The 26,717-nt window shown below is 75.7% G+C and carries 32 protein-coding genes; 13 read left to right on the forward strand and 19 right to left on the reverse strand.

All coding sequences use genetic code 11. The annotated features are described in order from the left end of the window. Nucleotides 1–9 precede the first annotated feature (9 nt). Nucleotides 10–1,380 (reverse strand): D-inositol-3-phosphate glycosyltransferase, encoded by a 1,371-nt coding sequence (gene mshA, locus ACJTNH_RS10350; protein WP_458175270.1) that lies wholly within the window; start codon nucleotides 1,378–1,380, stop codon nucleotides 10–12. Between the two features lie 118 nt (nucleotides 1,381–1,498). Between mshA and ACJTNH_RS10355 the strand changes: the two genes are divergently transcribed. The 3 genes from ACJTNH_RS10355 (at nucleotide 1,499) to ACJTNH_RS10365 (ending at nucleotide 3,074) form a co-directional block, all read left to right on the forward strand. After that, a complete protein-coding gene (locus tag ACJTNH_RS10355; protein WP_458175272.1) occupies nucleotides 1,499–2,299 on the forward strand; it encodes an SDR family oxidoreductase in 801 nt (266 codons plus the stop codon). 2 nt (nucleotides 2,300–2,301) lie between these two features. Further along, complete coding sequence (locus tag ACJTNH_RS10360; RefSeq protein WP_458175274.1) at nucleotides 2,302–2,700, forward strand: hypothetical protein; 399 nt, start codon at nucleotides 2,302–2,304, stop codon at nucleotides 2,698–2,700. A gap of 80 nt (nucleotides 2,701–2,780) precedes the next feature. Further along, nucleotides 2,781–3,074, forward strand: a complete 294-nt coding sequence (locus tag ACJTNH_RS10365; protein ID WP_458175420.1) for a GNAT family N-acetyltransferase — start codon at nucleotides 2,781–2,783, stop codon at nucleotides 3,072–3,074. On the opposite strand, the gene ACJTNH_RS10370 is transcribed toward ACJTNH_RS10365, so the two are convergent. Both ACJTNH_RS10370 and ACJTNH_RS10375 read right to left on the reverse strand, forming a co-directional pair. Beyond that, nucleotides 3,044–3,319: a hypothetical protein gene (locus ACJTNH_RS10370; protein WP_458175276.1), complete on the reverse strand. Its 276-nt coding sequence runs from the start codon at nucleotides 3,317–3,319 to the stop codon at nucleotides 3,044–3,046. The genes ACJTNH_RS10365 and ACJTNH_RS10370 overlap by 31 nt on opposite strands. Continuing rightward, a complete protein-coding gene (locus tag ACJTNH_RS10375; RefSeq protein WP_458175278.1) occupies nucleotides 3,316–4,350 on the reverse strand; it encodes a UDP-N-acetylmuramate dehydrogenase in 1,035 nt (344 codons plus the stop codon). The genes ACJTNH_RS10370 and ACJTNH_RS10375 overlap by 4 nt, the downstream gene beginning before the upstream one ends. A gap of 40 nt (nucleotides 4,351–4,390) precedes the next feature. Here ACJTNH_RS10375 and ACJTNH_RS10380 point away from each other — a divergent pair, with 40 nt between their 5' ends. From ACJTNH_RS10380 to ACJTNH_RS10390, 3 genes are read left to right on the forward strand one after another with little or no spacing between them, the layout of a single operon-like run. Next, a complete protein-coding gene (locus ACJTNH_RS10380; protein WP_458175280.1) occupies nucleotides 4,391–5,242 on the forward strand; it encodes a class I SAM-dependent methyltransferase in 852 nt (283 codons plus the stop codon). Further along, nucleotides 5,239–6,099: a spermidine synthase gene (locus tag ACJTNH_RS10385; protein WP_458175282.1), complete on the forward strand. Its 861-nt coding sequence runs from the start codon at nucleotides 5,239–5,241 to the stop codon at nucleotides 6,097–6,099. Before ACJTNH_RS10380 ends, ACJTNH_RS10385 begins: the two co-directional genes overlap by 4 nt. Nucleotides 6,100–6,132: 33 nt before the next feature. Next, complete coding sequence (locus ACJTNH_RS10390) at nucleotides 6,133–6,336, forward strand: PspC domain-containing protein (protein WP_458175284.1); 204 nt, start codon at nucleotides 6,133–6,135, stop codon at nucleotides 6,334–6,336. 21 nt (nucleotides 6,337–6,357) lie between these two features. On the opposite strand, the gene ACJTNH_RS10395 is transcribed toward ACJTNH_RS10390, so the two are convergent. From ACJTNH_RS10395 to ACJTNH_RS10430, 8 genes are all read right to left on the reverse strand, one after another. Further along, nucleotides 6,358–6,645: a DUF2516 family protein gene (locus tag ACJTNH_RS10395; protein WP_458175286.1), complete on the reverse strand. Its 288-nt coding sequence runs from the start codon at nucleotides 6,643–6,645 to the stop codon at nucleotides 6,358–6,360. A 161-nt stretch (nucleotides 6,646–6,806) separates the two neighbouring features. Continuing rightward, nucleotides 6,807–7,658 (reverse strand): hypothetical protein, encoded by an 852-nt coding sequence (locus ACJTNH_RS10400; RefSeq protein ID WP_458175288.1) that lies wholly within the window; start codon nucleotides 7,656–7,658, stop codon nucleotides 6,807–6,809. Continuing rightward, nucleotides 7,655–8,152, reverse strand: coding sequence for a helix-turn-helix domain-containing protein (locus tag ACJTNH_RS10405; protein ID WP_458175290.1), 498 nt, complete (start codon nucleotides 8,150–8,152; stop codon nucleotides 7,655–7,657). The genes ACJTNH_RS10400 and ACJTNH_RS10405 overlap by 4 nt, the downstream gene beginning before the upstream one ends. A 74-nt stretch (nucleotides 8,153–8,226) precedes the next feature. After that, a complete protein-coding gene (locus tag ACJTNH_RS10410) occupies nucleotides 8,227–9,225 on the reverse strand; it encodes an asparaginase (protein ID WP_458175292.1) in 999 nt (332 codons plus the stop codon). Further along, complete coding sequence (locus ACJTNH_RS10415; RefSeq protein WP_458175294.1) at nucleotides 9,225–9,794, reverse strand: RsiG family protein; 570 nt, start codon at nucleotides 9,792–9,794, stop codon at nucleotides 9,225–9,227. Before ACJTNH_RS10415 ends, ACJTNH_RS10410 begins: the two co-directional genes overlap by 1 nt. After that, nucleotides 9,791–10,648, reverse strand: a complete 858-nt coding sequence (locus ACJTNH_RS10420) for a 3-keto-5-aminohexanoate cleavage protein (RefSeq protein ID WP_458175296.1) — start codon at nucleotides 10,646–10,648, stop codon at nucleotides 9,791–9,793. Before ACJTNH_RS10420 ends, ACJTNH_RS10415 begins: the two co-directional genes overlap by 4 nt. Continuing rightward, on the reverse strand, nucleotides 10,645–11,799 hold the full coding sequence (ygfZ, locus tag ACJTNH_RS10425) for a CAF17-like 4Fe-4S cluster assembly/insertion protein YgfZ (protein ID WP_458175298.1): 1,155 nt from the start codon (nucleotides 11,797–11,799) through the stop codon (nucleotides 10,645–10,647). The genes ACJTNH_RS10420 and ygfZ overlap by 4 nt, the downstream gene beginning before the upstream one ends. Continuing rightward, nucleotides 11,796–12,248, reverse strand: coding sequence for a Fur family transcriptional regulator (locus tag ACJTNH_RS10430; protein ID WP_458175300.1), 453 nt, complete (start codon nucleotides 12,246–12,248; stop codon nucleotides 11,796–11,798). Before ACJTNH_RS10430 ends, ygfZ begins: the two co-directional genes overlap by 4 nt. 38 nt (nucleotides 12,249–12,286) lie before the next feature. On the opposite strand from ACJTNH_RS10430, the gene ACJTNH_RS10435 reads away from it, so the two are divergent. The 3 genes from ACJTNH_RS10435 (at nucleotide 12,287) to ACJTNH_RS10445 (ending at nucleotide 15,662) form a co-directional block, all read left to right on the forward strand. After that, nucleotides 12,287–13,132, forward strand: a complete 846-nt coding sequence (locus tag ACJTNH_RS10435; RefSeq protein WP_458175302.1) for an aminotransferase class IV — start codon at nucleotides 12,287–12,289, stop codon at nucleotides 13,130–13,132. A 70-nt stretch (nucleotides 13,133–13,202) separates the two neighbouring features. Next, nucleotides 13,203–14,600 carry a Na+/H+ antiporter NhaA gene (nhaA, locus tag ACJTNH_RS10440; protein WP_458175304.1) on the forward strand — a complete coding sequence of 466 codons (1,398 nt, stop codon included), beginning with the start codon at nucleotides 13,203–13,205 and terminating at the stop codon, nucleotides 14,598–14,600. A 327-nt stretch (nucleotides 14,601–14,927) separates the two neighbouring features. Beyond that, nucleotides 14,928–15,662 carry a hypothetical protein gene (locus ACJTNH_RS10445; RefSeq protein WP_458175306.1) on the forward strand — a complete coding sequence of 245 codons (735 nt, stop codon included), beginning with the start codon at nucleotides 14,928–14,930 and terminating at the stop codon, nucleotides 15,660–15,662. 60 nt (nucleotides 15,663–15,722) lie between these two features. On the opposite strand, the gene ACJTNH_RS10450 is transcribed toward ACJTNH_RS10445, so the two are convergent. The 3 genes from ACJTNH_RS10450 to ACJTNH_RS10460 form a co-directional block, all read right to left on the reverse strand. Continuing rightward, complete coding sequence (locus tag ACJTNH_RS10450; protein ID WP_458175308.1) at nucleotides 15,723–17,420, reverse strand: DUF885 domain-containing protein; 1,698 nt, start codon at nucleotides 17,418–17,420, stop codon at nucleotides 15,723–15,725. Nucleotides 17,421–17,422: 2 nt separating this feature from the next. Further along, complete coding sequence (locus ACJTNH_RS10455; RefSeq protein ID WP_458175310.1) at nucleotides 17,423–17,995, reverse strand: FABP family protein; 573 nt, start codon at nucleotides 17,993–17,995, stop codon at nucleotides 17,423–17,425. Nucleotides 17,996–18,157: 162 nt separating this feature from the next. Further along, entirely contained in the window at nucleotides 18,158–19,084 is a 927-nt protein-coding gene (locus ACJTNH_RS10460; protein WP_458175312.1) for an NAD-dependent epimerase/dehydratase family protein, read from the reverse strand. A 126-nt stretch (nucleotides 19,085–19,210) separates the two neighbouring features. On the opposite strand from ACJTNH_RS10460, the gene ACJTNH_RS10465 reads away from it, so the two are divergent. Next, nucleotides 19,211–19,921, forward strand: a complete 711-nt coding sequence (locus tag ACJTNH_RS10465; protein ID WP_458175314.1) for a TetR/AcrR family transcriptional regulator — start codon at nucleotides 19,211–19,213, stop codon at nucleotides 19,919–19,921. Nucleotides 19,922–20,075: 154 nt separating this feature from the next. Here ACJTNH_RS10465 and ACJTNH_RS10470 read toward each other — a convergent pair whose 3' ends face one another. The 5 genes from ACJTNH_RS10470 to ACJTNH_RS10490 all read right to left on the reverse strand — a co-directional run bounded on the left by ACJTNH_RS10470 (nucleotide 20,076) and on the right by ACJTNH_RS10490 (nucleotide 23,386). After that, the gene (locus tag ACJTNH_RS10470; protein WP_458175316.1) at nucleotides 20,076–20,369 is read right to left on the reverse strand and encodes a DUF1416 domain-containing protein; all 294 of its coding nucleotides are present in this window, start codon (nucleotides 20,367–20,369) and stop codon (nucleotides 20,076–20,078) included. Nucleotides 20,370–20,371: 2 nt separating this feature from the next. Then, complete coding sequence (locus ACJTNH_RS10475) at nucleotides 20,372–21,205, reverse strand: sulfurtransferase (protein ID WP_458175318.1); 834 nt, start codon at nucleotides 21,203–21,205, stop codon at nucleotides 20,372–20,374. Between the two features lie 253 nt (nucleotides 21,206–21,458). Beyond that, nucleotides 21,459–21,809 (reverse strand): TlpA family protein disulfide reductase, encoded by a 351-nt coding sequence (locus ACJTNH_RS10480; protein WP_458175320.1) that lies wholly within the window; start codon nucleotides 21,807–21,809, stop codon nucleotides 21,459–21,461. 43 nt (nucleotides 21,810–21,852) lie between these two features. Further along, nucleotides 21,853–22,542, reverse strand: a complete 690-nt coding sequence (locus ACJTNH_RS10485) for an LmeA family phospholipid-binding protein (protein ID WP_458175322.1) — start codon at nucleotides 22,540–22,542, stop codon at nucleotides 21,853–21,855. A gap of 22 nt (nucleotides 22,543–22,564) precedes the next feature. Further along, nucleotides 22,565–23,386 (reverse strand): hypothetical protein, encoded by an 822-nt coding sequence (locus ACJTNH_RS10490; protein ID WP_458175324.1) that lies wholly within the window; start codon nucleotides 23,384–23,386, stop codon nucleotides 22,565–22,567. A gap of 242 nt (nucleotides 23,387–23,628) precedes the next feature. Between ACJTNH_RS10490 and ACJTNH_RS10495 the strand changes: the two genes are divergently transcribed. The 3 genes from ACJTNH_RS10495 (at nucleotide 23,629) to pstS (ending at nucleotide 26,656) form a co-directional block, all read left to right on the forward strand. Further along, entirely contained in the window at nucleotides 23,629–24,366 is a 738-nt protein-coding gene (locus tag ACJTNH_RS10495) for a winged helix-turn-helix transcriptional regulator (RefSeq protein ID WP_458175326.1), read from the forward strand. 49 nt (nucleotides 24,367–24,415) lie between these two features. Beyond that, nucleotides 24,416–25,324 (forward strand): mycothiol synthase, encoded by a 909-nt coding sequence (gene mshD, locus ACJTNH_RS10500; RefSeq protein ID WP_458175422.1) that lies wholly within the window; start codon nucleotides 24,416–24,418, stop codon nucleotides 25,322–25,324. A gap of 213 nt (nucleotides 25,325–25,537) precedes the next feature. Next, on the forward strand, nucleotides 25,538–26,656 hold the full coding sequence (pstS, locus tag ACJTNH_RS10505) for a phosphate ABC transporter substrate-binding protein PstS (protein WP_458175328.1): 1,119 nt from the start codon (nucleotides 25,538–25,540) through the stop codon (nucleotides 26,654–26,656). Nucleotides 26,657–26,717: the final 61 nt, after the last annotated feature.

The following is a 26,717-nucleotide window of genomic DNA, read 5'->3' on the forward strand; positions in this document are numbered from 1 at the left end:
GGGCGCCGCTCATCGTGCGCGCAGCCCCACCGGTGACCGGAACCTGGTCTCGGTGCGCCCCCGCAGCGCAGCACCCCGCATCTCGGCCATCGCGGCGGCGTAGGCGTCGACCAGGGAGTCGGTGGTGCGGTCCCAGCTGAACGCGGCGGCGTGCCGGCGGGCGCCGGCGGCCAGCAGCTCACGGCGGGCCAGCACCCGGCGGATCGCCGCGGCGTACCCCTCCGGGTCGCGGCCGGTCACCAGGAGGCCGGAGACGCCGTCGTCCACCGCGGTGGGCAGGCCGCCGACGGCGGCGGCCACGACCGGCGTCCCGCAGGCCTGCGCCTCCAGCGCGACCAGGCCGAAGGACTCGTTGTGGCTGGGGACGACGGCGACGTCGGCGGCCCGGTAGTGGTCGGCCAGCTGAGCCGGCGCCTGCGGCGGCAGGAACCGGACGACGTCGGCGACGCCGAGGCTGACGGCGAGCTCCTGCAGCCGCTGCGGCTCGGCGAGCCCCGACCCGCTGGGGGCGCCGACGACGAGCACCTGCAGCCGCGACCGCAACGCCGGGTCGGTGGCGAGCATCCGGGCCGCGGCGTGCAGCAGCATCTCCGGGGCCTTGAGCGGCTGGATCCGGCCGACGAACAGCAGGACGACGGCGTCCGGGGCGACCCCGACCCGCTCGCGGGCCTGCTGCCGGTCACCGGGGCGGAAGCACTGCAGGTCGACGCCCGGCGGGATGACCAGCGTGCGGCGCGGGTCGGCGTCGTAGAAGTCGACGAGCTGCCGGGCCTCCTCGGCGGTGTTGGCCACCAGCCGGTCGGCCTCGGCGACGACCTGCTCCTCACCGATCACCCGGGCACGCGGCTCGGGGGCGTCACCCTCGGCCAGCGCGGCGTTCTTCACCTTGGCCAGGGTGTGCGCGGAGTGCACCAGCGGCACGCCCCAGCGGTCGCGGGCCAGCCAGCCGACCTGCCCGGACAGCCAGTAGTGCGAGTGGACGACGTCGAAGTGCCCGGGGTCGTGCTGGGCCTCCTCGCGCAGCACCGCCGCGGTGAAGGCGCACATCTGGGCGGGCAGCTCGTCCTTGCCCAGGCCCTCGAACGGCCCGGCGCTGACGTGCCGCACGGTCACCCCGGGGACCATCTCGACCACCGGCGGCTGCTCGCTGGAGGTGGCCCGGGTGAACACGTCGACCGCGATGCCCCGTGCGGCCAGCCGGCGGGAGACCTCGACGACGTAGACGTTCATCCCGCCGGCGTCGCCGGCCCCGGGCTGCTCCAGCGGACTCGTGTGCACCGAGAGGGTCGCCACCCGGCGCGGCAGCAGCGGGGCCAGCGGCTCCGGGGCCGGGCCCGCACGCCACGGCGTGGGCCGGCGCGGGGAGCGTCGAGCGGGCACGGAGCTCCTCCCGCTCGGGCACGTCGCGGGGCCGTCGTGGGCCCGCAGTGGCTGGTGTGGCACCCGGTGGCGGGCACCCTGTCGTGCTCTCAGTCTGCAACAGCGCCAGGATGGGCACATGTCCAGCCCCGTCGCCCCGCCGTCCGCCTCCCCGTCCGGCGCAGCCGCCTCCTCCGCCGGGCAGGGTCGCGTCGCCGTCGTCACCGGCGCCTCCAGCGGGATCGGCGCCGCCACCGCCGAGCGGCTGGCCGCCGACGGCTTCGACGTCGTCCTCGCCGCCCGCCGGATCGACCGGCTCACCGAGCTGGCCGAGCGGATCGGCGGCCGCGCGGTGCAGCTCGACGTCACCGACCCGGACTCGGTGGCCGCGCTCGCCGCGGGGCTGGACCGGGTGGACGTGCTGGTCAACAACGCCGGCGGCGCCTTCGACACCAACCCGGTGGCCGAGGCCGACCTGGGCTCCTGGGAGCACACCTACGCGGTCAACGTGCTGGGCACGGTGCGGGTGACCAAGGCGCTGCTGCCGGCCCTGCGGGCGTCCGGCGCCGGTGACCTGGTGTTCGTCAGCTCCACCGCCGGGCTGGTCAGCTACGAGGGCGGCGCCAGCTACACCGCGGCCAAGCACGGGGTGCACACCATGGTCGAGACGCTGCGGCTGGAGCTCGTGGCCGAGCCGGTGCGGGTGGTCGAGATCGCACCGGGCATGGTCAAGACCGAGGAGTTCTCGCTCAACCGCACCCGGTCGCAGGAGAAGGCCGACGCCGTCTACCGCGGGGTGCGCGAGCCGCTGGTGGCCGCCGACGTCGCCGACTGCATCGCCTGGGCGGTGACCCGGCCGCACCACGTGAACGTCGACCTGCTCGTCGTCCGGCCCCGGGCGCAGGCCGCCCAGCACAAGGTGCACCGCGAGACCGACTGACGGTGCCCGCCTGGGGCTCGATCGGCAGCGAGCGGCTGCCGGTCGGCTGGTCCTACCCGGTCGGCCGCGACGAGGTGGACGCCGCGCTCACCTCGGCCGGCACGCGGGTCGGCACGCTGGCCTTCGGCGTCCCGGAGCCGGTCACGCTCGGCGAGCCGATGGTCCTCGACGTCCGGTGGCTGGCCGCGGCCGCGCCGGCGCGGATGCCGTCCGAGCGGCTGGTGCTGCACGTCTGGGCAGTGCCGGACGCCGACCTGCCGGTGGTCGCCGGGCTGCTGACCGGCGACGGGCTGGCCCGGGCGTGTGCCTGGGCGGCCGCCGCAGGCGCGGAGGGGTCACCGCACGCGCGCCGCTTCGTGCTCACCCACGCGGGTGGTGCGCTGCACGTCCTCCAGGGCTGACCACCCTGCGTCGAGACGCACCTCACCGCTGGGTCCGCGCCCCGCGACCCAGCAACTGGCCGTAGCTCGCTGCCCCTTCGATCCGGACCGGCTTCGCCGCGGCGAGTGCCCACCGGCACTTCAGCGGTGAGCGGGAGGCCCACCTGGGCGAGCTCGTCGTGGCCCCGGCCGCACGTCGGCGCGGTGTCGCCGGGCAGCTCGTCACAGGGGTCGAGGCGTGGGCCCGGTCCCGCGCGCTGCACCGGGTCACCCTGGACACCGGCACGGCCGACCAGCCGGCCCGTGAGCTCTACGCCCGGCTGGGCTACGCCGAGGAGCAGGTCACCCTGACCCGGGCGATCGATCAGCCCGCGTGGCGGTGCAGCAGCTCGTAGGCGCGGGTGACGCGGGTGGGGTCGGCGGAGGTGCCGCTGCGCTCGAACAGCGACTGCGCGTCGGTGACCTCGGCCGGGGTGGCGGTGCCGGCGTTGAGCACCCGGGAGATCAGCCCGGCCAGCGCGGCGTCGGCCTCGACCCGCGCCATCCAGCCGGTCAGCTGCGCCGGATCGGCCGGCATGGGCGCCGGGGTGCGGAGCGCGTCGTAGAGGGCGCCCAGCTGCAGCGACTCGTCCGGCCTCACGGGCGCACCGCCGTCGGCTCGGGCACCAGGGTGACGCCGAACTGCTCCCGCACCGCGGCCACCACCTGCTCGGCGAAGGCCATCAGCTCCGCGGCGGTGGCGCCGGGCTCGGTGGTCAGCGCCAGGCTGTGCCGCGACGACGTCCCCACCTTGCCGGCGCGGGTGCCCCGGCCGTAGCCGGAGTGCTGCACCAGCCAGGCGGCGCTCAGCTTCACCTGGGCGGCGCCGTCGGCGCCGATCCCGGCCGGCCAGGACGGGCACTCGGGCACCGAGGTGCCGACCGGCACGACCGGGTTGGTGAAGAACGACCCGGCGCTGCGCGAGTCGGGGTCGGCCGGGTCCCAGACCATGCCCTTGCCGCGGCGCAGCGCCAGGACGGCGTCGCGCACCTGCGCCAGCGGAGCGGTCTCCCCCAGCTCGACCCCCAGCGACTTGGCCAGCTCGGCGTAGCTGACCGGGCTGGACTGCGCGGACTCCCGCAGCGCGAACGTGACGGCGAGGACGACGTACGCGCCGGGCTGCTGCTTGAGCCGGCTGTCCCGGTAGGCGAAGCCCAGCTCGGCGGGGAGGAGGACCCGCTCCGCACCGGCCGCGCGGTCGTACACGCGGACCTGCGTGATCAGCGCCGCGACCTCCTGGCCGTAGGCGCCGACGTTCTGCACCGGCGTCGCCCCGGTCGAGCCGGGGATGCCCGAGAGCGCCTCCATGCCGGCCAGCTGCGCCTCGACCGTGTGCGCCACCAGGTCGTCCCAGGGCTCACCGGCCTCGACCTCGAGCTCGACGCCCTCGTCGGTGTCGGTGCGGGCGATGCCGCGGCTGCGCACCAGGACGACGTCGCCGGGCCAGCCGGCGTCCGGGGCGACGATGTTGGACCCACCGCCCAGCACCAGCAGCGGGGTGCCCGCCTCGTCGGCGTCACGGACCGCGGCGACCAGCTCCGCGCGGGTGGTCACCTCGATCAGCCGGTCGATCGGACCGCCCACCCCCAGGGTGGTGAGGTCCGCCAGTCGGGCGTCGCGGCGTACCTGCACGACACCACCGTAATCCGCCGGGCGGCTAACCTCGTCCACCGTGAGCGACCACACCCAGCGTGCGTCGCTGCCCCCGGTCCGCAAGGCCCCCCGACTCGCCGCCGGCCGGGCGCGGGCGCTGGGTCTGCCCACGCGGGGCACCACGAACGCCAACCGGCTGCGCCGGGTCGACCGCTGGCTCGTCGCCACCCAGGTCGCCCGGCTGCGCGACGCCGCCCGGCCGCTGGTCGTCGACCTGGGCTACGGCGCCTCGGCGGTGACCACCCTGGAGCTGGTCGACCGGCTGGCCCCGGAGTGCGACCGCCTCGAGGTGGTCGGCCTGGAGATCGACCCGGAGCGGGTGGCCGCGGTGGCCGCCGACCGCGACCCGCCGCGGGTCGACTTCCGGGTCGGCGGGTTCGAGCTGGCCGGGCTGCGGCCGGTGCTGGTGCGGGCGTTCAACGTGCTGCGCCAGTACGACGAGGAGTCCGCCGGCCGTGCCTGGGACACCATGCGCGGCACACTGGCCCCCGGTGGCCTGCTGGTCGAGGGCACCTGCGACGAGTGGGGACGACGGGCGAGCTGGGTGGCCCTGGACGAGGACGGTCCGCTCACCCTCACCTTCGCCGCCCGGGTGTCGGACCTGGAGCGCCCCTCCGACCTGGCCGAGCGGCTGCCCAAGGCGCTGATCCACCACAACGTGCCCGGCCAGCCGGTGCACGACTTCCTCCGCGCCTTCGACGCCGCCTGGGCCTCGGCCGCCGGGTTCTCGACGTTCGGCCCCCGCCAGCGGTGGGCCGCGGCGGTGGAGGGCCTGGCCGCCGACGGCTGGCCGCTGGTCGGGCCGACCCGGCGGTGGAAGCACGGCGAGGTCAGCGTCCGCTGGTCCGCGGTCGCACCCGTGGTGTCGTGAGCCGGCGCGACCGGGGTCACCTCACCGCACTGCCCGGGCCCACCGAGGTCGCCGGTGGGACGGCGGAGCTGCTGGCCGACGCCGACCGGGACGGGTCCTGGCAGCTGCTGCTCGACGGCACCCCGCAGTCCCACGTCGACCTGACCGACCCGACGTACCTGGAGTTCGAGTACGTCCGCCGGATGGGCCACGTGCTCGACCTGGTGGCCGAGCCGGGCACCCCGCTGGACGTCGTCCACCTGGGCGGCGGCGCGCTCACCCTGCCCCGGTACGTCGCGGTCACCCGGCCGGGCTCGGCGCAGCGGGTGATGGAGCTGGACGAACCGCTCACCGAGCTGGTCCGCCGGGAGCTGCCGCTGCCGCGGAACGCGCGGGTCCGGGTGCGCGGGATCGACGCCCGGGCGGGCCTGGCGGCGCTGCCCGACGCCAGTGCGGACGTCGTCCTGGTCGACGTGTTCGCCGGTGCCCGCACCCCGGCGCACCTCACCACGGTGGAGTTCGCCACCGACGTGGCCCGGGTGCTGCGCCCGGGCGGCACGACCGCCTGGAACGTCTCCGACGGCCCGCCGCTGCGGTTCGCCCGCGCGGAGGCCGCGACCCTGCGCGCGGTGTTCGGCCACGTGGCCCTGCTGGCCGAGCCGGGGACGCTGCGCGGCCGGCGGTTCGGCAACACCGTGGCGGTCGCCTCGGACGGCGAGCTGCCGATCGCCGCGCTCACCCGGCGCTGCGCGGGCGACCCGATGCCCTCCCGGGTGGTCAGCGGGGAGGAGCTGGACCGGTTCGTCGGCCAGGCGGCGCCGGTCACCGACGCCGACGCGCAGCCCTCGCCGCCACCTCCAGCCGGGGTCTTCGACTGATCACCCGCGGGTGTCCGGCCGTAGGGTCGGGGCATGACTGCTCCCGCGTCCCGACGGATCACCCGCGACAGCCGGCACAAGGTCATCGCCGGCGTCTGCTCAGGCCTCGCCCGGCGGTTCGGGTTGTCCCGCACCGGCCTGCGGATCGCCTTCGTGGTGTCCTGCGTCCTGCCCGGTCCGCAGTTCATCGCCTACATCGTGCTGTGGGTCGTCATGCCCTCCGACGACCGCTACTGACGCCCACCGCAGGGCGCCTGCTCACCAGCTGGTGTTGCCCCGGGAGAGACCGCGGACGGCGGGCCGTACGTCGACCAGGTACACGACGGCGGCGATGACGGCGGGCAGGCCGAGGAAGCTGAGCGGGCCCTGCCACAGCAGCACGAGCGTGGCGATGCCGGTGATCGCCATCCAGGCGGGCTTGGTGAGCTTGCCGGTCGCGACGAACCCCGCCGCCGGACGGATCAACGCGTCGACGAAGGCCCACACCGCGAGGGCGAGGGTCGCGTAGACGACGACGAGGTTGACGAGCCCGTCGAAGGTGGCCATGCCAGCAGGATAGGCGCGTTCACGGCCGGACCGGTCCGGTGTCCCGTCTCGGCCCCCTGGGATGCCTCGGCGGGGTGAGACGCACCGCGCCCCGGCCCCCGCGGGTGCGGGTGCCGGGGCGCGGTGTCGGAGAGCCGCTGCGCGCAGCGGGTGGGGCGTCGTCAGCCGGCGGTGTCGGGGGACTTCGCCGGGACGGACAACGGGTCGGGCAGCGTCGCGGCCGCGGGCGCGGTGGCCTTCGCCGTCCGCTTCGGGGCGGCCTTGGCCGGGGTCGCCTTGGCGGCCTTCGCGGGCTTGGCGGGCTTGGCGGCGGCCGGCTTCGTGGTCCTGGCGGCGCCACGGACCGTGCGCTTGGCCGACTCGGCCGCCGCCTCGGTGTCCTGGCCGACCTCGTCGAGGGCCTTGTCGGTGCGCGCCTTGGTCTTCTGCGCGACCGAGGTGACCTGGTCGGAGGCCTTGCCGACGGTCTCGCCGGTCTCGGCCAGCACGTCCTCCACGCCGTCCTCGACGGCGTCGACGGCGCGCTCGGTGCGGGCGACGACCTTGCGGAACACCGGCTGGGTGCGCAGGCCGCCGACGACCTTCTCGCCGCGGCCGGCGAGCTCCTCGATGGCGGACAGGGCCTGGGCGCGGGCGGTGTCGACCAGCCCGGTGACCGTGCCGAGCACCGTCTCCGGGCGCACGGTGGAGGCTGCGCTGGTCACGGCGGCGCGGGCCTGCGTGGCGGCGTCCTCGGCCTGGCTGCGGGCCTGGCCGGCCCGGGCGCGCGCCTCGGCGGCGGCGCGGGTCGCGCGCTCGCGGGCCTGCTCGGCGCGGGTGCGGGCGTCCTTGGCGGCCAGGTCGGCCTGCACCTGCGCCTCGCCGGGCAGGGCCTCGGCCCGCGAGCGGAACGTGCCGACGACGGAGCGGGCGCGGTCGACCGCCGCGTCACCGGCGCCGAGGGCGGCCAGCAGGCCGGTGCGGACGATGTTCTCGCCCTGCTGCTTGAGGGTCTGGGTGTCGGTGCGGCTCATGCCGTCTCCTCCTGGTCGTTCGGGGTGGTGGGGGCAGCGGCCTGCTCACGGGCCAGCTGGGCGGCGTGCTCGCGGGCGTAGGTCTCGTACAGCTCGAGGAGCACCGCCTTGTGCCGCTCGGACAGCGCCTCGTCGGCGCGGATCGCGGCGACCGTGCCGGCGGTGCCGGAGCGGCGGTCGAGGATGCCGGCCTGCTCGTAGAGCGTCTCCGCGGAGATCTTCAGGCCGCGGGCGATCTGCGCCAGGATCTCCGCCGACGGCTTGCGCAGGCCGCGCTCGACCTGGGAGAGGTAGGGGTTGCTGACCCCCGCCGCCCGGGCGAGCTCACGCAGGGACACCTGGGCGGCGCTGCGCTGGCTGCGGATGAAGTCGCCGACCTGGGAACCGACGGCCGGCACGTTCGAGGCCACCGTCGACGCCTCGGCGGCAGCCGTGGCCACGGTCTCCCGGACCGCGGTCACCTGCTCCCGGACGAACTCCGTGGGTCGCTGCACGGCACCACGCTAACCCAGGGTGCTAGCTCCTGCAAGCGGTCGGCTAGCGCCCGGGTCGACGAGGTGCAGCCCGGTCAGCCGAGGACGGCGGACGCCCGCACCGAGCCGACCACGCCCTCGCCGCCGGACACCGGAGTGCTGACCCAGCGGGACAGCGTCTCGGCCGGCACGCCCAGCCGCAGCAGCCCCGCCGCCAGCGCAGGCGTCCGGCCCCGGTCGCCGCCGTCGTCCAGCTTCAGGGCCACCGCGCCCTTGCCGGGCAGCGCGGCCACGTGCACGCCGTCGGCGCCGCCCTTGACCAGCAGGCCGCCCACCGCCTGCATCAGCTCGGTGTCCTCCCGGCCGGTGCCGGCGATCAGCCACGGGTGGGCGCGCATCGCGTCGGCGACCAGTCGCTCCGGGGTGCCCGGCTCGGCCTGCACCAGGGAGAGCACGCCGCGGGCCAGCCCGGTGAGCGAGATCGCGTGCTGCGGGGCGCCGCAGCCGTCGACGACCACGGCGGCCACCGGCTCACCGGAGGCCTCGCCCAGCCGCGCCTCGATCGCCCGCTGCAGCGGGTGACCGGGGTCCAGGTAGCCCGCCGTCGGCCAGCCGGCGGCCACGCAGGCCGACAGCATCGCCGCGTGCTTGCCCGAGCAGTTCATCGCCAGCCGCTCCGGCGCCCGGCCGGCGACCAGCCACTGCGCCCGGGTCGCCTCGTGGCCCGGCAGCGCGGGCGGGCAGCCCAGGTCGTCGGCGGTCAGCCCGGCCGCGGCGAGCAGTTCGGCGGCCAGCTCACGGTGCCCGTCCTCACCGCTGTGCGACGCCGCGGCGATCGCCAGCTCGCGGTCGTCGCGGGGGCGCCACCCGGCCCGCAGGTAGGCCGTCGCCTGCACCGGCTTGTTCGACGAGCGCGGCAGCACCGGCCGGGCGACGTCCCCGGCCGTGAGCAGCGGCTCGCCGTCGGCGCCCAGGACGACCAGCGCCCCGCGGTGCACCGACTCCAGCACCTCGTCGTCGAAGCCGGCCCGCCAGACCTCGACGAGCACCGGGTCCTCGGGCCAGGTGGTCAGCCCGCCAGCGCCCGCCGGCATCAGGCGCCGTGCCGGGACTCGTCGGCCAGCAGCTGGGCGACGTCGGCCAGGCCCTCGCGGTAGCGCCGCGCCAGCTCACCGGCGACGGCGTCCATGACCTGCTGCACCCCGCGGCGCCGCTCGGAGAGGTTGCGCTCCCCCTCACCGAGGGCGCGGGCGGCCTGCTCCAGCCGCTCGTCGGACAGCGACGGGACGTCGGAGAGGTCCACCCCCGGCGCCAGCCCGTTCACCCAGGTCTCGAACTGCTCCGGCGAGGTCGGCTGCACGGTCTGGTGCCGGCCGAGGCCGTGCGCCGGGCCGCGGCCCTTCTCCGAGAGGATCTCCGGCAGCAGGTCGACCAGCGACCGGCCGTCGTGCTCGGCCCGCCGCTGCAGTTCGCGGCGGACGATGTCCAGCCGGCCCTGCAGCAGGCGCCGGGTGTAGGAGAGGTTGACCTCCTCCTGCTCCGCCCGGTGCCGCAGCGCGCGGACCTCGGTCATCGGCAGCTGCTCGACGCCGTCCAGGAACGACGGGTCGAGCAGCGCGTCGACGGACGCCCCGCCGGCCGGGGCGGGGGTGGGGGCAGTCATCGCGGGACCTCCACGGGAGCAGGAGCGGTGCGGGGGGTGATGCCCAGCAGCTGCCGGGCCTCGGTGGTGGACAGCGGCGGCCGCTGGGCGATCCGGGCGAGCCCGGCCGCGCGCGCCACGAGCTGGGCGTTGTCGCGCACCGGCTCGCCGGGCGCGTAGGTGAGCGTGTCCTCCATGCCGATCCGGAGGTGACCACCGGCCGAGAGCGCGGCGAGCATGACCGGCAGCGAGGTGCGGCCCACGCCGGTCGCGGCGAAGGTGGCCCCGGCGGGGAGGGACGGCAGACAGGCGGCCAGCGCCGCCGTCGTCCCGGGCATGCCGCCCGGCACGCCCATCACCAGGTCGACGTGCACGTGGCCACCGTGCGGCGGGCCGTGCCGGTCGAGCAACCGGGTGAGCGTGGCCAGCTGGCCGAGGTCGAACACCTCGTACTCCGGCACGATCCCGCGCTGCTGCATCTGGGTGTGCAGCTCGACGATGAGGTCCCAGGGGTTGTAGAAGACGTCGCGGCCGAAGTTCACCGTGCCCAGCGACAGCGAGGCGGCGTCCGGCTCGGCGTCCAGCACCGCCAGCCGGGCCTCGGCCGGGTCGGTGACCGCACCGCCGGTCGAGAGCTGCACGACGAGGTCGGTGGCCTCCCGGACCGCGGCGACGACCTCGCGGACCCGGGGCAGCTCCAGCGTCGGCCGGGTGTCGGTGCCGCGCACGTGCAGGTGCAGCACGGCTGCGCCGAGGGCCTGGCAGTCACGGGCGGTGGCGACCACCTCCTCGACGGTGACCGGCAGCGCCGGCACGTCCGCCTTGGCCGACTCCGCGCCGGTGGGCGCGAGGGTCAGGAGGGTGCCGGGCGTCACCGGCCGATGGTCGCAGACCGGACGGCGCGCACGCGGTCACGGGCCGCTGCCCGGGTGTCGTCGAGCCCGGCCGGGCCGTCGTCGGGGTCGATGGCGGCGGTCGCCTCCCCCACGGTCAGCGCCGCGTCCTGGGCCACCGACTGCTTCACCAGCGCCAGCGCGACCATGCCCAGCTCGTGGTGCCGCACCGCGGTGCCCACCCGGCCCACCTCGCGGGTGCCGCTGGTGACCGGCGTGCCGGCGGCGGGCAGCGTCTCGCTCATCCCGTCCAGGTGCAGCAGCACCAGCCGCCGCGGCGGGCGGCCGAGGTTGTGCACCCGGGCGACCGTCTCCTGGCCGCGGTAGCAGCCCTTGTCCAGGTGGACGGCGGTGTGCAGCCACTCGAGCTCGTTGGGGATGGTGCGGTGGTCGGAGTCGACCCCGGCCCGCGGCCGGCGGGCCTCCACCCGCAGCGCCTCGAAGGCGTCCAGCCCGGCCAGCACCGCACCGGCGCCCAGCAGCGCGTCGGCCCGGGCGGCCAGCTCGGCGCGGGGCACGAGCAGGTCGACGACCGCCGCCGTCCCGTCGCCGATCGCCGGCATCCGGCGGGCCCAGCCTCCGCCGTCCAGCAGGACGACGGAGTACGGCCCCTGCGGCACCGGCCACCCGGCGGCGCTCAGCACCTCGTCGCCGCGCGGCCCGACCAGGGACAGCAGGGCCCACCCACCGGTCACCAGTTCCGGGTCGACCCGGAGCATGAACCGCATCCGCTGCAGGAACGCCACCAGTGCGGCCCCGGTGCCCGGCTCCACGTCGCCCCAGGCGGTGCCGGCCAGCTCGGTGAGGACGACGTGGTGCTCGACGTGGCCCTGCGGGGAGAGGACCAGGGCCTCGGAGCCGGCGGCGTCACCGAGGCGCTCCAGGTGCTGGCTGGTGAGACTGTGCAGCCAGGTCAGCCGGTCGGCGCCGGGGACGACGAGCACGTCCCGGTCGCTGCGGTCGACCAGCCCGGCACCCTCGGCGAGCCGGCGCTGCTCGAGCAGCGGCTCCCCGTAGTGGGCCGCGACCGGGCCACCCCCCTCGACGTCGAGGGCGACGGCGCCGGGGCGCCGCAACAGGGGCGAGGGACCGATCCCGGTGGCTGCCTGCTCGCCGGTCGTCTCCGCGCTCATGCGTTCTCCTTGTCCGCGCAGGCTCGACAGGTGCCGGACAGCGCCACGTGGCCCACGTCGAGGGTGAAACCCAGCTCGGCGCCCAGACGTTCCGCCGCCCCGTCGAGCACCGTGGGGTCGACCGAGCTGATCTCCCCGCATGACTGGCAGACCACGTGCACGTGCCGGTGCTGCCGGCCGGCGTGGTAGATCGGCGCGCCCTTGCCCAGGTGGGTGTGCCAGACCAGGCCGAGCCGTTCGAGCAGCTCGAGGGTGCGGTAGACCGTCGAGGTGTCCGGGGCCGCGCCGTCCGGGCCGGCGTCGGCCCGCAGCCGGGCACCGATCTCCTCGGGGGTGCCGTGCTCCAGGGCGGACACCGCCGCCAGCACCCGCTGGCGCTGGCTGGTCAGCCGCAGCCCACGCGCGCGCAGCTCGGCCGCCAGCGGTGGCGCGCTCTCCTCACCGGACACGGTCGGAGCCTAGTTCGCCGGTACGGCAGGGTGGAGCCGTGAGCACCTCTCGAGTGGCGGTCTGGCGGAACGGCGCGGCCGCGGTGGTCGGCGCGGACGAACCGGTGGTGACCGCCTTCGACCTGGGCCTGGGCCGCGGTGACGGCGTCTTCGAGTCCGTCCTCGTCGCCGGCGGGACGACGCCGCACCTGGACGCGCACCTGGACCGGCTGCGCCGCTCCGCCGGGATCATGGGGCTGACCCACCCGGGGGACGACGCGGTGCGCGCGGTGGTCGCCGCGGTCACCGACGGCTGGCCCACCGGCGCGGAGGGCGCCTGCCGGGTGTTCCTGACCCGCGGCCTGGGCGACGGCACGCCGCCCACCCTGCTGGCGCTGCTGGCGCCGGTGCCGGCCGAGACGCTGCGGCAGCGGGCCGCGGGCATCGCCGTCGTCACCCTGTCGCTGGGGGTGCCGGCCGACCTCCGGGCCACCGCACCCTGGCTGCTCGGCGGGGCCAAGACGTTGTCGTACGCGGTCAACATGGCCGCCCTCCGGCACGCGCACGGCACCGGCGCCGACGACGTGGTGTTCACCTCACTGGAGGGCCGTCTGCTGGAGGGGCCCACCTCGACGGTCGTCTGGGCGGCCGGGGGCCGGTTGCACACCCCGCCGGTCGAGACCGGGATCCTGCCCGGCACGACCCAGGCCCGGCTGTTCGCCCGGGCCGGGGCCGACGGCTGGCCCACCTCGGTCACCTCCGGGACCGTGGACGACCTGCACCGGGCCGACGCGGTCTGGCTGCTCTCCGGCATCCGCGGCGCCACCCCGGTCACCCGGCTGGACGGCGTCGAGCGCGGGGACGGCGGGCTCACCGGGCGGGTGCAGGAGCTGCTCGCCCGGTAGAGTCCTCCGAGGTGCGCCGGGAAGTCTGGTCGGCAACTCCCTTCCCGACCCCGCACATCGGAGCCGCCACGTGACCTCACCCACCCGCCTGTTCAGCCGGGGCTCCTACCCCGAGGCCAAGCGCATCGCCGAGGTGCTCCGCAAGGAGACGATCGGTGGCGCACTGCTGCTGGTGGGCACCGTGATCGCCCTGGTCTGGGCCAACTCCCCCTGGTCGGCGGCCTACGAGTCGCTGCGCGACACCCGGGTGGGCCCGGAGTCGCTGCACCTCGACCTCACCCTCGGCACCTGGGCCGCCGACGGCCTGCTGGCGATCTTCTTCTTCGTGGTCGGCCTCGAGCTCAAGCGCGAGTTCGTCGCCGGCGACCTGCGCGAACCCCGCCGGGCGATCCTCCCGGTCACCGCCGCGGTCGGCGGCATGGTGGTGCCCGCCCTGCTCTTCGTGCTGGTCAACCTGGGCACCGGCGACGGGGCGCTGCGCGGCTGGGCCATCCCCACGGCCACCGACATCGCCTTCGCCCTCGCCGTCCTGGCGGTGATCAGCACCCATCTGCCCACCGCGCTGCGCACCTTCCTGCTGACCCTCGCCGTGGTCGACGACCTGCTGGCGATCACGGTGATCGCGGTCTTCTACACCTCGAGCCTGGCGATCACGCCGCTGCTGCTCGCGCTCGTCCCGCTCGCCGTCTTCGGCTTCCTGGTGCAGAAGCGGATCCGCTCCTGGTGGCTGCTCATCCCGCTCGCCGTCATCACCTGGGTGCTGGTGCACGAGTCCGGGGTGCACGCGACCGTCGCCGGGGTGCTGCTGGCCTTCACCGTGCCGGTCGTGCGCAGTCAGGCCGCCGGTGGCCCGGACGCCGGGCCGGGGCTGGCCGAGCACTTCGAGCACCGCATCCGCCCGATCTCCGCCGGGTTCGCCGTGCCGGTGTTCGCCTTCTTCGCCGCCGGCGTCACCATCGGCGGCCTGTCCGGCCTGGCCGAGTCGCTGTCGGACCCGGTGGCCGTGGGCATCGTGGTCGGCCTGGTGGCGGGCAAGACGATCGGCATCACGGGCGCCACGTGGCTGGTCTCCCGGTTCACCCGGGCCGAGCTCGACGAGTCGCTGGGCTGGCCCGACGTGATCGGCCTGGCCATGCTCGCCGGGATCGGCTTCACCGTCTCCCTGCTCATCGGCGCACTCGCCTACGGGGAGGGGTCGCTGCGCGACGAGCACGTGAAGGTCGGCGTCCTCGTCGGCACCCTGACGGCGGCCCTGCTGGCCTCGATCCTGCTCAAGACCCGTGACCGCCGGTACCGCCGGATCGCCGCGACCGAGACCGAGGACCGCAACCGGGACGGCGTGCCCGACGTCTACCAGACCGAGGACGGCCGCGAGATCCGCACCGTGGACGACAAGGCCAACCACGACTCGGACTGGAGCGGCACGACCCCGCCCGGGCGCACCGCCGGCCCGTCGTCGGAGTCCTGAGAAAAGGTCGTTGCCGAGCCTCTCTGCGCGTCGTACCGTCGAGGTACACGAGAGAGGAGGTGGTCCCTAAGTTGATGACTTACAGGACGCGTGAGGTGGCTGTCCGCTAGCCGCCGTCCAGATGGGCCGCCCGCTCGGGACCCGTGGAAGACCCACGGCGACCGAGCAGCGGCATCCCGCCCGTCCGTCGATGGCGGCGAGCGAGAACCGGACAGTCACCCGACCCCCGGGCTGCCGATGTTGTCCAATCGGCCCGTGTGCAGCTCTCCCGCTACGGTGGGATCAGCGCCGCGGAGCAGCCCGGGGGTTGTCCGTTGTCTGGGGGTGGTGACGACCGTGCAGTTCGCCGGACGGTCCGTCGCGCTCGACACCTCCGCCGGCATCTGGCTGGCCGAGGCCGCCCGCACCGCCGCGCCCGACACGGTCGCCGCACTGGTCCCCGCCTCCTTCGAGGCCGTCGCCCGGGTCTTCCACCCGGCCGTGCGCTACGTCGGGGACGACGACGTCGAGGTGCCCTGGGCCTCCGTCGCCGCTGCCAACGGTACCGCTGCCCACCCGCTCATGCAGTGGGGGTCGGTCACCGGCTCGATGGAGTACTTCGAGAACGACGACCAGGCACCGCTGTGGCACGGGGCCCCGGCGCGCGGCCACCTGCCCGCCCCGGTCGCCGAGCGACTGGTCGAGGTGCTCACCCGGTGGACGACGACGCCGGACGTGTGCTGGCTCGCCGTCGCGCAGGGCGGCGCGGTGATCACCGACCACCCGACGCTGAGCCTGCCCGGCCGGGAGTACTGGGTGGTCAACGGCCCCATCTCCCTGGCCGCGGTGAACATGGCGGCCGAGCCGTTCGAGCAGAGCGCCAACCTGTGGTGGCCGGCCGACCGCGCCTGGTGCGTGATGACCGACATCGACCTGGTCACCACCTACGTCGCCGGCAGCGCCGGGTGCATCGCCGACGTGCTGGCCACCGAGGGGCTGGAGACCGCGCCGGCCGAGTTCCGCCAGCGCACCACCTGGGACGCCGACCAGGTCAACCCGACCCCGGCCGACGCCCCGGACTGAAGAAGGACCCCCTTCCTCCCCACCCTTCGCACGCTCAGGGCGGGCCCCTGGAAGGGGGCCTTACAGCTGGGCGAGTTCGGCGGCGAGGTCGTCCAGGCCGAGGCTGCCCTGGGAGAGGGCGGCCATGTGCCAGGCCCTCGGGTCGAAGTCGGCGCCCCGTGCCGCCTGCACCGCCGCGCGCCCCTCGAGCCAGGCCCGCTCCCCCAGCTTGTAGCTGATCGCCTGCCCGGGCATGCCCAGGTAGCGCACCAGCTCGCTGTCCAGGAAGTCGGCGTCCCGGCCGCAGTTCTCCCCGAAGAAGGCCCGCGCCAGCTCCGGCGTCCAGGGCTGGCCGCGGTACGCCGCGACGGCGCCCTCCGCGTCGGCCGGGATCGGCAGCTCCAGGTGCATGCCGATGTCGACGACGACCCGCACCGCGCGCATCTGCTGGGCGTCGAGGTAGCCCAGCCGGGCGCCGGGGTCGGCGAGGAAGCCCAGCTCGTCCATCAGCCGCTCGGCGTAGAGCGCCCAGCCCTCGACGTTGGCCCCGACCGAGCCCAGCGACGTCTGGTAGCTGGACAGGTCGCCGGAGACGTAGGCCCACTGGGCCAGCTGCAGGTGGTGGCCGGGGACGCCCTCGTGGTACCAGGTGGAGACGAGGTCCCACAGCGGGAAGCGCTCCTTGCCCAGCGTGGGCAGCCAGGTGCGCCCGGGACGAGAGAAGTCCTGCGCCGGTCGGGTGTAGTACGGCGCCGCGGCGCTGCCGGGCGGGGCGATCATCGCCTCCACCTGCCGCACCGGCCCGGCGATGGTGAAGTGGACGCCGTCCAGCGCCTCGATCGCCTCGTCCATCATCGACTGCAGCCGCTGCCGGATGGCCTCGACGCCCTCGACGGCCTCGCCGTGCTCGGACAGCCAGCGCATCGCCTCCATCGGGGTGGCACCGGGCAGCACCTTCGCAGCCTCCGTGCGCTGCTCGGCCAGGATCCGCTGGTGCTCGGCCCAGCCCCAGGCGTAGGCGTCCTCCAGGCCCGTGCCGGCACCGAGGTCCGAGCCGTTCCACGACCGGGCGAACCGGGCGTACCGCTCCCGGCCGACCGCGTCGGGGGTGCCGGTCGCCTGCCAGGCGTACTCGTCGCGCAGGAAGTCCCGCACCTCGGCCACCGCGCCGTCGGCGGCCGCGGCGGCGGCGTCGAGCTCGGTGCGCAGCTCGTCGGGGCCGGCCGCCACGAGGCCGGCGAAGTACGGCCCGGCCAGCCACTCGTCGAGCTGACCGACGACGGTGAGCACCTGGCGCGGGGCGGCGAACAGTCCGCGCGCCGCACCGGCGGTCAGCGACTCGCGGTAGCCGCGGTAGGCCTCCGGCACCCGGGCCAGCCGGCGGGCCAGCACCGCCCAGTCCTCGGTGGTCCGGGTCGGCATCATGGAGAAGACCTGCCGGATGGAGTGCACCGGGGAGAACAGGTTGGAGACGGCGCGGAGGTCCTCCCCCGCCTCGTGCAGGTCGAGGGCGGCGGTGAGGCGCTCGCGCAGCAGCCGGGCGCAGCGCCGCTCGACCGGGTCGTCGTCCAGGCCCGGGTCCGCGGCGAGCACCCGGTCGAGCTCGGCCAGGGTGGCGCGCATGAGGTCGGCCTCGGCGGCGAGACCGGCCGGGCTGGTGTCCGGGAGCCGGTCGTCCCCGGGGCGGGTGCCCAGCTGGGTGGCGACGATCGGGTCCAGGTCGCAGACCGCGTCGACGTAGCGGTCGGCGACCTGGCGCGGGGTGGTGGGGGCGCTCACGGTCAGCGGATCCTCTCGAGCCGGGCGGACATGGTGGGGCGCAGCGGCTGGTCGCCGGCCGCGCGGTCGACGGCGTAGAGCAGCGCCCCGTCGACGATGCCGTAGAGCCGCTTGGCCCGGCTGGTGTCGGGGTGGTCGGGGGTGCGGGCCAGGACGTCGGTGTCCAGCTCCCAGCTGGTCGTCGTCCGGGCGGTGCCCACGTAGATCTCCACCAGGCCGGCCGGGGAGCTGACCAGCAGCTCGACCTCGTCGCCCTCCCGGGGGCGCAGGAAACCGGACTCGCGCTGGTCGGGGCCGGTGACCTGGCCGTCCTCCCCGATCCGCCAGGTCCGCGACTCGTAGGTCAGGAAGTCGCGACCGTCGTGGGCGAACCGCACCCACTGGCCGAAGCGGTGGTCGCCCTCGGCGCCGGCCGCCTGTCCCTCGCCGTGCCACTCGCCCAGCAGGGGCAGCACCGACAGCAGCTCGTGGGCCACCTCCGGGCCCTCGCGCACGTCGACGGTGTCGACGACCGGCAGCTCGGTCGGGCCCTGGACCGGGCCGGTGGGCAGGCCGGGCGGGACGGGGGCGCTCATCGCGTCCGCTCCGGTCGCTGATCGGAGCGCGTCGCCCGCCACGCGGAGGCGGCGAACCCCAGCGCGGCGAGCCCGGTGAGGGTGATGAGCACCCAGGCGGAGACCAGACCCATGCCCGTCACGGTATCCGCGCCACCCTCCCCGGGCAGTCGGTGCCCCGGGTCAGGCCGGCACCGCCGCCCCCACGGTCGCCCGGACGACGTCGTCCCAGGGCGTCGCGCGCAGGCCGAGGACCGCCGTCGTCTCGGCGGCGTCCAGCACGTACTCCTGGTCCCACTGGTGCCGGATCGCCACGAGCTCGCGCATCAGCGGGACGGCGAGCCCCGCGGCGCGCAGCACCGGCCAGGGGGTGCCGCTGACCCTCGCCGGCGGGGCGCCCATCGCCCGGGCCAGGTCGGTCAGCGCCTGCCGCTGGGTGCGCGCCGAGCTGGGCACGTGCCATGCGCGCCCCCAGGACCGGTCGTCGCCGCCCAGTGCGATCAGGGTGGCCGCGGCGTCGGGCACGTGGGTCCAGCTGCGCGGGACGTCGGGGTCGCCGATCACCCAGGCCCGCCGGCCGCGGCGCAACGTGTCCAGTTGACGCACCAGGTGTGACTGGGCGGCGGGCACACCGGGGCCGACGAAGTCCGAGGCGCGCACCTCGGTGACCCGCAGCCGGCCGGCCTGCTGCGCGGCCAGCGCGTCGCTCCACATCCGGGCCCGCAGTCGCCCCTTGACGTCCGTGGCGGACAGCGGGGTCTGCGGCGTCATCGGTCCGGCCGGCCGGCCGTAGCCGTAGAGGTTGCCCATCACCACCAGCCCGGCGCCGGAGCGCTCGGCCGCGGTCAGCAGCGCGGCGGCGATCGGCGGCCAGTCCCGGGTCCAGGTCGTGTAGTCCCTCGGGTTGACGGCGTTGTAGAGCACCTCGGCCCGGCCCACGGCGCGCACCAGCGCCTCGGCGTCGGCGGCGTCGACCGTGACGTGCCGCACCGCGTCGGTGCTCGTGCCGCCGCTGCGCGACAGGACGACCACCTCGTGCCCCTGCTCGGCCAGCAGCCGGGCCGTCGTCGAGCCGACCGGCCCCTTGCCGACCACCACGTGTCGCGCCATCTCGATCTCCTCCGCTCACTGGGAGAGCACCGCTCTCGGACGAGCCGACAGTGCTCGCTCCGCCGGACTCTGTCAAGAGCGGTGCTCTCGATTGCGAGCACCGATCCGGAGTGGCACGCTGCGCTGGTGCCGCCGACCGCTCGCGAACGCGCCCGAGCCGAGCTCACCGCCGAGATCACCGACCTGGCCCGCGCCCAGCTGGCCACCGTCGGCGCCGCCGGCCTGTCGCTGCGGGCCGTCGCCCGCGAGCTCGGGATGGCCTCCTCGGCGGTCTACCGCTACTTCCCCAGCCGCGACGACCTGCTGACCCGGCTGATCATCGACGGCTACGACGACCTCGGAGAGGCCGCCGAGCAGGCCGACGACCCGGCGGCGCCGCCGGTGCAGCGCTGGCTCGACGTCTGCCGGGCGGTGCGCCGCTGGGCGCTGACCCACCCGCACGAGTACGCCCTGCTCTACGGCTCGCCGGTGCCCGGCTACCGCGCCCCCCGGGACACCGTCCCGGCGGCGGTCCGGGTCGGTGCCGCCCTGGGCCGGGTCCTCGGGGACGCCGCCCGGGCCGGGCTGCTGCCGCCGGCGACCGGCCGGCAGACCGGCACGATCGCCCCGGGCGTCGCGCCACTGCTGGGCGGGGAGCACCCGAGCCTGGACGACGCCGTCCGGGGCCGGGCACTGCTGGCCTGGAGCAGCGTCTTCGGCACCATCAGCTTCGAGCTCTTCGGCCACCTCACCGGGGCCTCCGCCGACCCGGACGCGTTCTTCGACGACGCGATGCGCGACCTGGCCGGGCTCGTCGGCCTGCCGGGGGCCGCGCCTGCTGCGGGTCGACCCGCGTGAGGCAGGGGTGAGCCGGGGGCGCACGCGGCTCCACCCCGCCCAGGACGGGTCGAGCTCCGCCGGCCGGCGCGCGCGGGCAGACGACAGCGCCCGCCCCGGCCGGAGCCGGGACGGGCGCTGATCGGGCCGCTCCACGGAGCGGCGGGGTGCTGCGTCAGGCGATCGCGAGGGTCGTCTCGTTCAGGCCGACCTCGGCGTCGACCGCACGCTCGGCGCGGCCGACCGGCGACAGCGAGCGCAGGGTCCACTGCCCCGGCGCGGCGAAGAACCGGAACTCGCCCTCCGGGCTGGTCACCACCTCGGCGGTGAACTCACCCGTGCCGTCCAGCAGCCGCACGTAGGCGCCGGCGACGGGCGACCCGTCGTGCCAGACCGAGCCCTGGATCACCGTCTGGGTGCTCAGGTCGACACCGGCGAGACCGCCGCCCTGCTCCGGGGCCCCGCACACGGTCAGGCGCCCTTCTGGATCGGGACGCCGACCAGCGAGCCGTACTCGGTCCAGGAGCCGTCGTAGTTCTTGACGTTCTGGTGGCCCAGCAGCTCGCGCAGCACGAACCAGGTGTGGCTCGAGCGCTCACCGATGCGGCAGTAGGCGATGGTGTCCTTGCCCTCGTCCAGCCCCGCCTCGGCGTAGAGCTTGGCCAGCTCCTCGTCGCTCTTGAAGGTGCCGTCCTCGTTGGCCGCCTTGCTCCACGGCACGTTGACCGCGCTGGGGATGTGACCGGCGCGCTGCGCGCCCTCCTGCGGGAGGTGCGCCGGGGCGGTCAGCTTGCCGGCGAACTCGTCGGGCGAGCGGACGTCGACCAGGTTCTGCTGGCCGATCGCCGAGACGACCTCGTCGCGGAAGGCGCGGATCGAGGTGTCGGGCTCGGCGGCGGCGTACTGCGTCGCGGGGCGCTGCACGGCGTCGGCGGAGAGCGGGCGGCTGTCCAGCTCCCACTTCTTGCGGCCGCCGTCGATCAGCTTGACGTCGCGGTGGCCGTAGACCTTGAAGTACCAGTAGGCGTAGGCGGCGAACCAGTTGTTGTTGCCGCCGTAGAGCACCACGGTGTCGTCGTTGCTGATGCCCTTGGCCGACAGCAGGGCGCTGAAGCCCTCGCGGTCGACGAAGTCACGGGACTCGGCGTCCTGCAGGTCGGTCTTCCAGTCCAGCTTGACGGCACCCTCGAGGTGCCCCTTGTCGTAGGCGCTGGTGTCCTCGTCGACCTCGACGAAGACGATGCCCGGGTCACCCAGGTGCTCCTGGGCCCAGTCGGCGGTGACGAGCACGTCACTGCGGCTCATGGTGGTTCCTCCATCAGTGGGGGCTGGTGGTGCGGACGTCGTGCGGTGCTGCGGTACGGAGCCGGTCCACGGTGCCGGTGGCACGGGGCGGCGACGGACGGCGGCCCTGGAGCGGCGGGACGGGCGCGATGCGACGGGCACGTCCGGGCGGGAAGACCCTCAGCTGGCCGGACAGAGGCAGCTGCCAAGGCGGCACAGGTCGACTGTGCGGCGCGAGGTCAGCAGGGTGCCCACGGCTGCCGAGGGTATCGGATCACCGCGGCACCGGCGCGTGGGCGTCGGCCAGGGCGGCCAGCTCCGCGGCACCCGGCGCGCCGGTGGACCGCACGACGACGACCCCGGAGCGGTCCAGCCAGAACACGGTGGGCGTGACCCGGACGTCCAGCGCCCGGACGGCGTCCAGGTGGCTCTCGGCGTCGACGTGCACGTGCGCCAGACCCGGCCGGGTGCGCTGCAGCTGCTGCAACCGCGCCCGGGTGGCGCGGCAGGGACCGCAGAACGCGGTGGAGAACTGCACGGCGGTCAGCTCGGCGTTCCCCGGGCGCACGCCGAGCCCGGCCAGGACGGCGAGCACCCGGTCGTCGGGTGCGGCAGACGGGCTCACCCCAGCGGCAACGGGTGCTCCGCCGGGGGCATTCCGCCGCCGCTCAGCCCTGCAGCACCGTGTCGGTCGCCTCGACCCGCACGTCCACCCCGCCGGACGCCGGCTCCACACCGGTCAGCTGCAGCCCGAACGGGAGCGCGGGCACCGCGTAGGAGAAGTCGAGCAGGTCCGCCGCCCGGTCCACGACGACCCCCGGCACGTCGACGCCGGCCGCGGCCGCGGTGTCGACGTCCACGACGACGTCCTGCCCGTCCAGCGCGAGCGTGCCGGTGGCGGTGACCGGGAACTCGACGCCCAGCACCTCCAGCGTCCGGGTGATCCGCAGCCCGTCGCCGTCCTGCTCCAGCACCGTGTCACCGCCGAGCTGCTGGGCCAGCAGCTCGTAGGAGAGGGTGGCCGTGCCGTCGACCTGCTCGACCGGGATCTCCCGCACCGACCCCGACAGCGCGTCGGAGAGCGGCACCTGCACCCCGCGCAGCGACACGTCGGCCCGGGTGCCCGCCGGCTGCCCGAGCTGCTCGGCGGTCAGGCTGATCCGCACGTCCTCGTACCGGCCGGCCACCGCCTGGGTGAGGAAGGGGAACCCGGTGATGTCGACCTCGGGCGTGCCCGCCAGCCCACCGCGCTCGGCCAGCTGCTCGGCGACCCGCCCCTCGGCGACCCGGACGCCCACCCGGTCGGCGACCACCAGCAGGCCGACGACGATCAGCAGGGAGACCAGCAGCGCCTTCACGCTCCCGAGTGTGCCTGCCCGGTCAGCTCGTGCCGTGCACCGCGAGGGCGTAGGCCACCGGCGCGGCGACGGCCAGCGGCATCACCGCCTGCACCACCGGCAGCGCCCAGCTGCGCTCCCCCCGCTCGACCGCGACGTAGGACGCCGCGAGGGCCCCCAGTGCGGCGACCGCGCCCAGCGCCGCCCCGTAGATCGTCGCCGAGAGGGCGTCCAGCAGCGCGCCCTCGGGGCGCCGCAGCACGGCGACCGCGACGGCCGTGGCCACCGCCAGCGCGAGGCCGAGCAGCCCTCGCGGCACGCCCGCGGCGATCTGCGGCCGCGGCAGCACCAGGTCGACCAGGTGACCGACCAGCAGCGCGGCGCCGACGACCAGCACCGCCGTGTCCACCGCCCGCGCGCCGCCGTCCAGCCGGGCCACGGCCAGCAGCACGGCGAGAGCGCACACCGAGCTGAGCAGCAGCACGACGCCGGCCAGCGACGCCACCAGGTACAGCCGGGGCGCCGGCCGGGTCATCTGGTGGACGACGGCCGCCAGGAAGCCCAGGCCGAGCACCGCCAGCACGACGTCCAGCTCGGGACGGTCGGGCAGCAGCAGCGCCAGGTCTGCACCGACGGCGGCGACCGCGCCCAGCGCCAGCGACCCGGCGAAGCCGCGGATGCCGGTGGCCACGACCCACCCCGCCACCAGCGCGAGCTGCAGGGCGAGCACCGCGGCCACCCGGCCGGCGTCACCGAGCAGCGCCGGCACGCCGGCGGCGACCAGCACCAGGACGGCGACCGCACCGGCGGCCGGCAGGTGGTGGACGCGCGGCGACAGCGTCGGGTGCACGTCGGCGTCGCTCACCCTGCGATGGTCGCAGAGACGGCCGGGCCGGCCGGGACCGTGCGCCCGCCCGTGTCGCCCCCGCCGGCCGCGCCGCGCGGCCGAGCAGGTCGGCCACGCCGGCCGGCGGCGGCCGACGGCCCGGGCGCCGGTGACACGTCGCCCGCGGCGGGACGGGGACGGGCGTGCACGTCGGCTATCCTGCCCTCTCACCTCGACAGCGCGGTCGACGGCCTGGGACCACACCCCAGTGAGGAGACGACATGCGACTCGTGCTCATGACCTCGGCCCGCCAGGCGACCACCGAGGTCCTCCCCGCGCTGGGGCTGCTGGCCCACCAGGTGCGCGTGGTGGCCCCGGAGCTCTCCAGCCTGCTCGACGGGGACGCCGGCGACGTCGTGCTCGTCGACGCCCGGCACGACCTCGTCTCCGCCCGCACGCTCTGCTCCCTGCTGGCCTCCACCGGGGTCGCCGCCTCCCTCGTCGCCGTCCTCTCCGAGGGCGGGCTGGTCGCGCTGTCGGCCGACTGGGGCGTCGACGACGTCGTCCTGGACACCGCGGGCCCGGCCGAGGTCGACGCCCGGCTCAAGTGGGCGACCGCCCGCCGGCTGGCCGCGGCGACGCCGGCCGACGGCGCCGACGGCGGGGTCACCAAGGCCGGCGAGCTGGTCATCGACGAGCACAGCTACTCGGCCAAGCTCCGCGGCCGGCCGCTGGACCTCACCTACAAGGAGTTCGAGCTCCTCAAGTACCTGGCCCAGCACCCGGGCCGGGTCTTCTCCCGCGCCCAGCTGCTGCAGGAGATCTGGGGCTACGACTACTTCGGCGGCACCCGCACCGTCGACGTCCACGTCCGGCGGCTGCGCGCCAAGCTCGGCACCGAGCACGAGGCGCTGATCGGCACCGTCCGCAACGTCGGCTACAAGCTCGACCAGCAGGTCGCCGACGCGACCGCCGCGGCGAACGTGGCGGCCGGCGACACCGGCGCCCCCCTCTCCTGAGCCCGGTCCGCTGAGCACCGACCCGGTCCTCGTCGAGGCCGTCGACCGCCTGCCGGCCGCCGCCGTCCCCGAGGTGCGGGGCCTGCTGGCCGCGGCGTCGGCCGCCGACGGCGTCCGGCCGGTGTCGGAGGAGGCGGAGCTGCGGCTGCAGCACGGCGGTCCGGCCGGCGGCGCCGACCTCACCGCCCGCGCCGCCGACGGCACGCTGCTGGGCTACGCCCGGCTGGAGGTCCCCCCGGCCGAGCCGGAGGCGGAAGCGGAGCTCGTCGTCGCCCCGGCCGCCCGCCGGCGCGGCGTGGGCTCCGCGCTCGCCGCCCGGCTGGAGACGACGGCCGGCGACCGGCCGCTGCGCGTCTGGGCGCACGGCGAGCTGCCCGGCTCGGCCGAGCTGGCCCGTGGTCGCGGCTACGAGCGCGCCCGGGTGCTGCTGCAGATGCGCCGTCCGCTGGCGGGCGTCGACCCCGATCCGCAGCTCACGCTGCCCGAGGGCGTGCGGATCGCCCCCTTCCGCCCCGGCGTGGACGAGGACGCCTGGCTGCGGGTCAACGCCCGGGCCTTCGCCGCCCACCCCGAGCAGGGGCGCTGGACCCGCGACGACCTCGCCCTGCGGGAGGCCGAGCCGTGGTTCGACCCGGCCGGGCTGTTCCTGGCCTGGCGGGACGAACCCGGCGGCCCGCGCCTGCTGGGCTCGCACTGGACGAAGGTGCACCCGGCCGGCGACGTCGGCCCCGACCCGGTCGGCGAGGTCTACGTGCTGGGCATCGACCCCGACGCCCAGGGCATGCGGCTGGGCCGGGCGCTGACCGACGTGGGGCTGGCGCACCTGCGCGCCCGCGGGCTCGCGGAGGTCCTCCTGTACGTCGAGGAGGACAACACCGCCGCCGTCTCGCTGTACGAACGGAGCGGCTTCACCCGGTACGCCGTCGACGTCTCCTGGCGGCGCGCCCCGCGGGGCTGAGCAGCGTCCAGACGCCTCCGTGAGCCCCTCCGGGAGGCCGGTTCACCCGTTGGACGTACACCGTCGGCCGAGTCGTGGCCCAGGTCTCAAGACGCGTTCATCCCTCGTTCATCGAGCCACCCGGATCCGTCCACCTGCCCTGCTTAGCGTCCTCGTCGTTCGGTTCCCCCTGCCCGGCTCCGACGTCCGGGCACACCAGCGAAAGGCACTGAGTTGAAGCTCAGCACCACGACGCGCGCCACGGCCGTGTCCGCGGCGCTCGCCGCATCCCTCGCTCTCGCCGCCTGTGGCGCCTCCAACGAGGACACCGGCAACGACACCGCTTCGGGCGGGAGCGACAGCGCCGAGCAGCTCAGCGGCACCCTCGTCGGCGCCGGCGCGAGCAGCCAGCAGGCCGCGATGCAGGGGTGGACCGCCGGTTACTCCAGCGTCCAGCCCGACGTGACGGTCAACTACGACCCGGTCGGCTCCGGCGGTGGCCGTGAGCAGTTCCTCGCCGGCGGCACCGACTTCGCCGGCTCCGACGCCGCCCTCGACGAGGAGGAGCTCGCGCAGGCCGAGGAGCGCTGCGGCGCCTCCGGCATCTTCGAGCTGCCGAACTACATCTCGCCGATCGCCGTGGTCTACAACCTCGAGGGCGTCGACGAGCTGAACCTCACCCCCGAGGTCGTCGCCGGGATCTTCAACCAGCAGATCACCAACTGGAACGCCCCCGAGATCGCCGAGGCCAACCCCGAGGCCACCCTCCCCGACCTGCCGATCACGCCGGTCAACCGGAGCGACGAGTCGGGCACCACGGAGAACTTCACCGAGTACCTCGTCGCCGCCGCCGGCGACGCGTGGCCGCACGAGGCCAGCGGTGACTGGCCGGTCGCCGGTGGCGAGGCCGCGCAGGGCACCTCCGGTGTGATCAGCGCCGTCGGCGCCGGCAACGGCAGCATCGGCTACGCCGACCTGAGCCAGGCCGGCGACCTGGGTGTCGCCTCCATCGGTGTCGGCGAGGAGTTCGTCGCGCCGTCGGCCGAGGCCGCCGCTGCGGTGGTCGAGAACTCGGAGACGCTCGAGGGCCGTGGCGAGTACGACTTCGCCATCGAGCTCGCCCGCGACACCACCGAGTCGGGCAACTACCCGATCGTCCTGGTCAGCTACCACGTCGGCTGCATCGAGTACGAGGACCAGGAGACCGCCGACCTGGTCAAGGACTTCATCGGCTTCGTGATCAGCGAGGACGGCCAGGACGCCGCGGCCGAGGCCGCGGGCAGCGCCCCGATCTCCGACGCACTGCGGGAGCAGGCCCAGACCGCGGTCGACGCCATCACGGCCGGCAGCTGACAGAGTCAGCGACCAGCACCACGCGGCGGCCCGGAGTGTCCACTCGGACACCCCGGGCCGC

The sequence above is a fragment of the Modestobacter lacusdianchii genome (assembly GCF_054177765.1).

Coding starts and splice junctions, on each gene's coding strand:
- ACJTNH_RS10355 (WP_458175272.1), top strand. CDS start 1,499: ATGTCCAGCCCCGTCGCCCCGCCGTCCGCCTCCCCGTCCGGCGCAGCC.
- ACJTNH_RS10390 (WP_458175284.1), top strand. CDS start 6,133: ATGACTGCTCCCGCGTCCCGACGGATCACCCGCGACAGCCGGCACAAG.
- ACJTNH_RS10395 (WP_458175286.1), bottom strand. CDS start 6,645: ATGGCCACCTTCGACGGGCTCGTCAACCTCGTCGTCGTCTACGCGACC.
- ACJTNH_RS10400 (WP_458175288.1), bottom strand. CDS start 7,658: ATGAGCCGCACCGACACCCAGACCCTCAAGCAGCAGGGCGAGAACATC.
- ACJTNH_RS10410 (WP_458175292.1), bottom strand. CDS start 9,225: ATGCCGGCGGGCGCTGGCGGGCTGACCACCTGGCCCGAGGACCCGGTG.
- ACJTNH_RS10415 (WP_458175294.1), bottom strand. CDS start 9,794: ATGACTGCCCCCACCCCCGCCCCGGCCGGCGGGGCGTCCGTCGACGCG.
- ygfZ (WP_458175298.1), bottom strand. CDS start 11,799: ATGAGCGCGGAGACGACCGGCGAGCAGGCAGCCACCGGGATCGGTCCC.
- ACJTNH_RS10455 (WP_458175310.1), bottom strand. CDS start 17,995: ATGAGCGCCCCCGTCCCGCCCGGCCTGCCCACCGGCCCGGTCCAGGGC.
- ACJTNH_RS10460 (WP_458175312.1), bottom strand. CDS start 19,084: ATGGCGCGACACGTGGTGGTCGGCAAGGGGCCGGTCGGCTCGACGACG.
- ACJTNH_RS10475 (WP_458175318.1), bottom strand. CDS start 21,205: ATGAGCCGCAGTGACGTGCTCGTCACCGCCGACTGGGCCCAGGAGCAC.
- ACJTNH_RS10495 (WP_458175326.1), top strand. CDS start 23,629: ATGCGACTCGTGCTCATGACCTCGGCCCGCCAGGCGACCACCGAGGTC.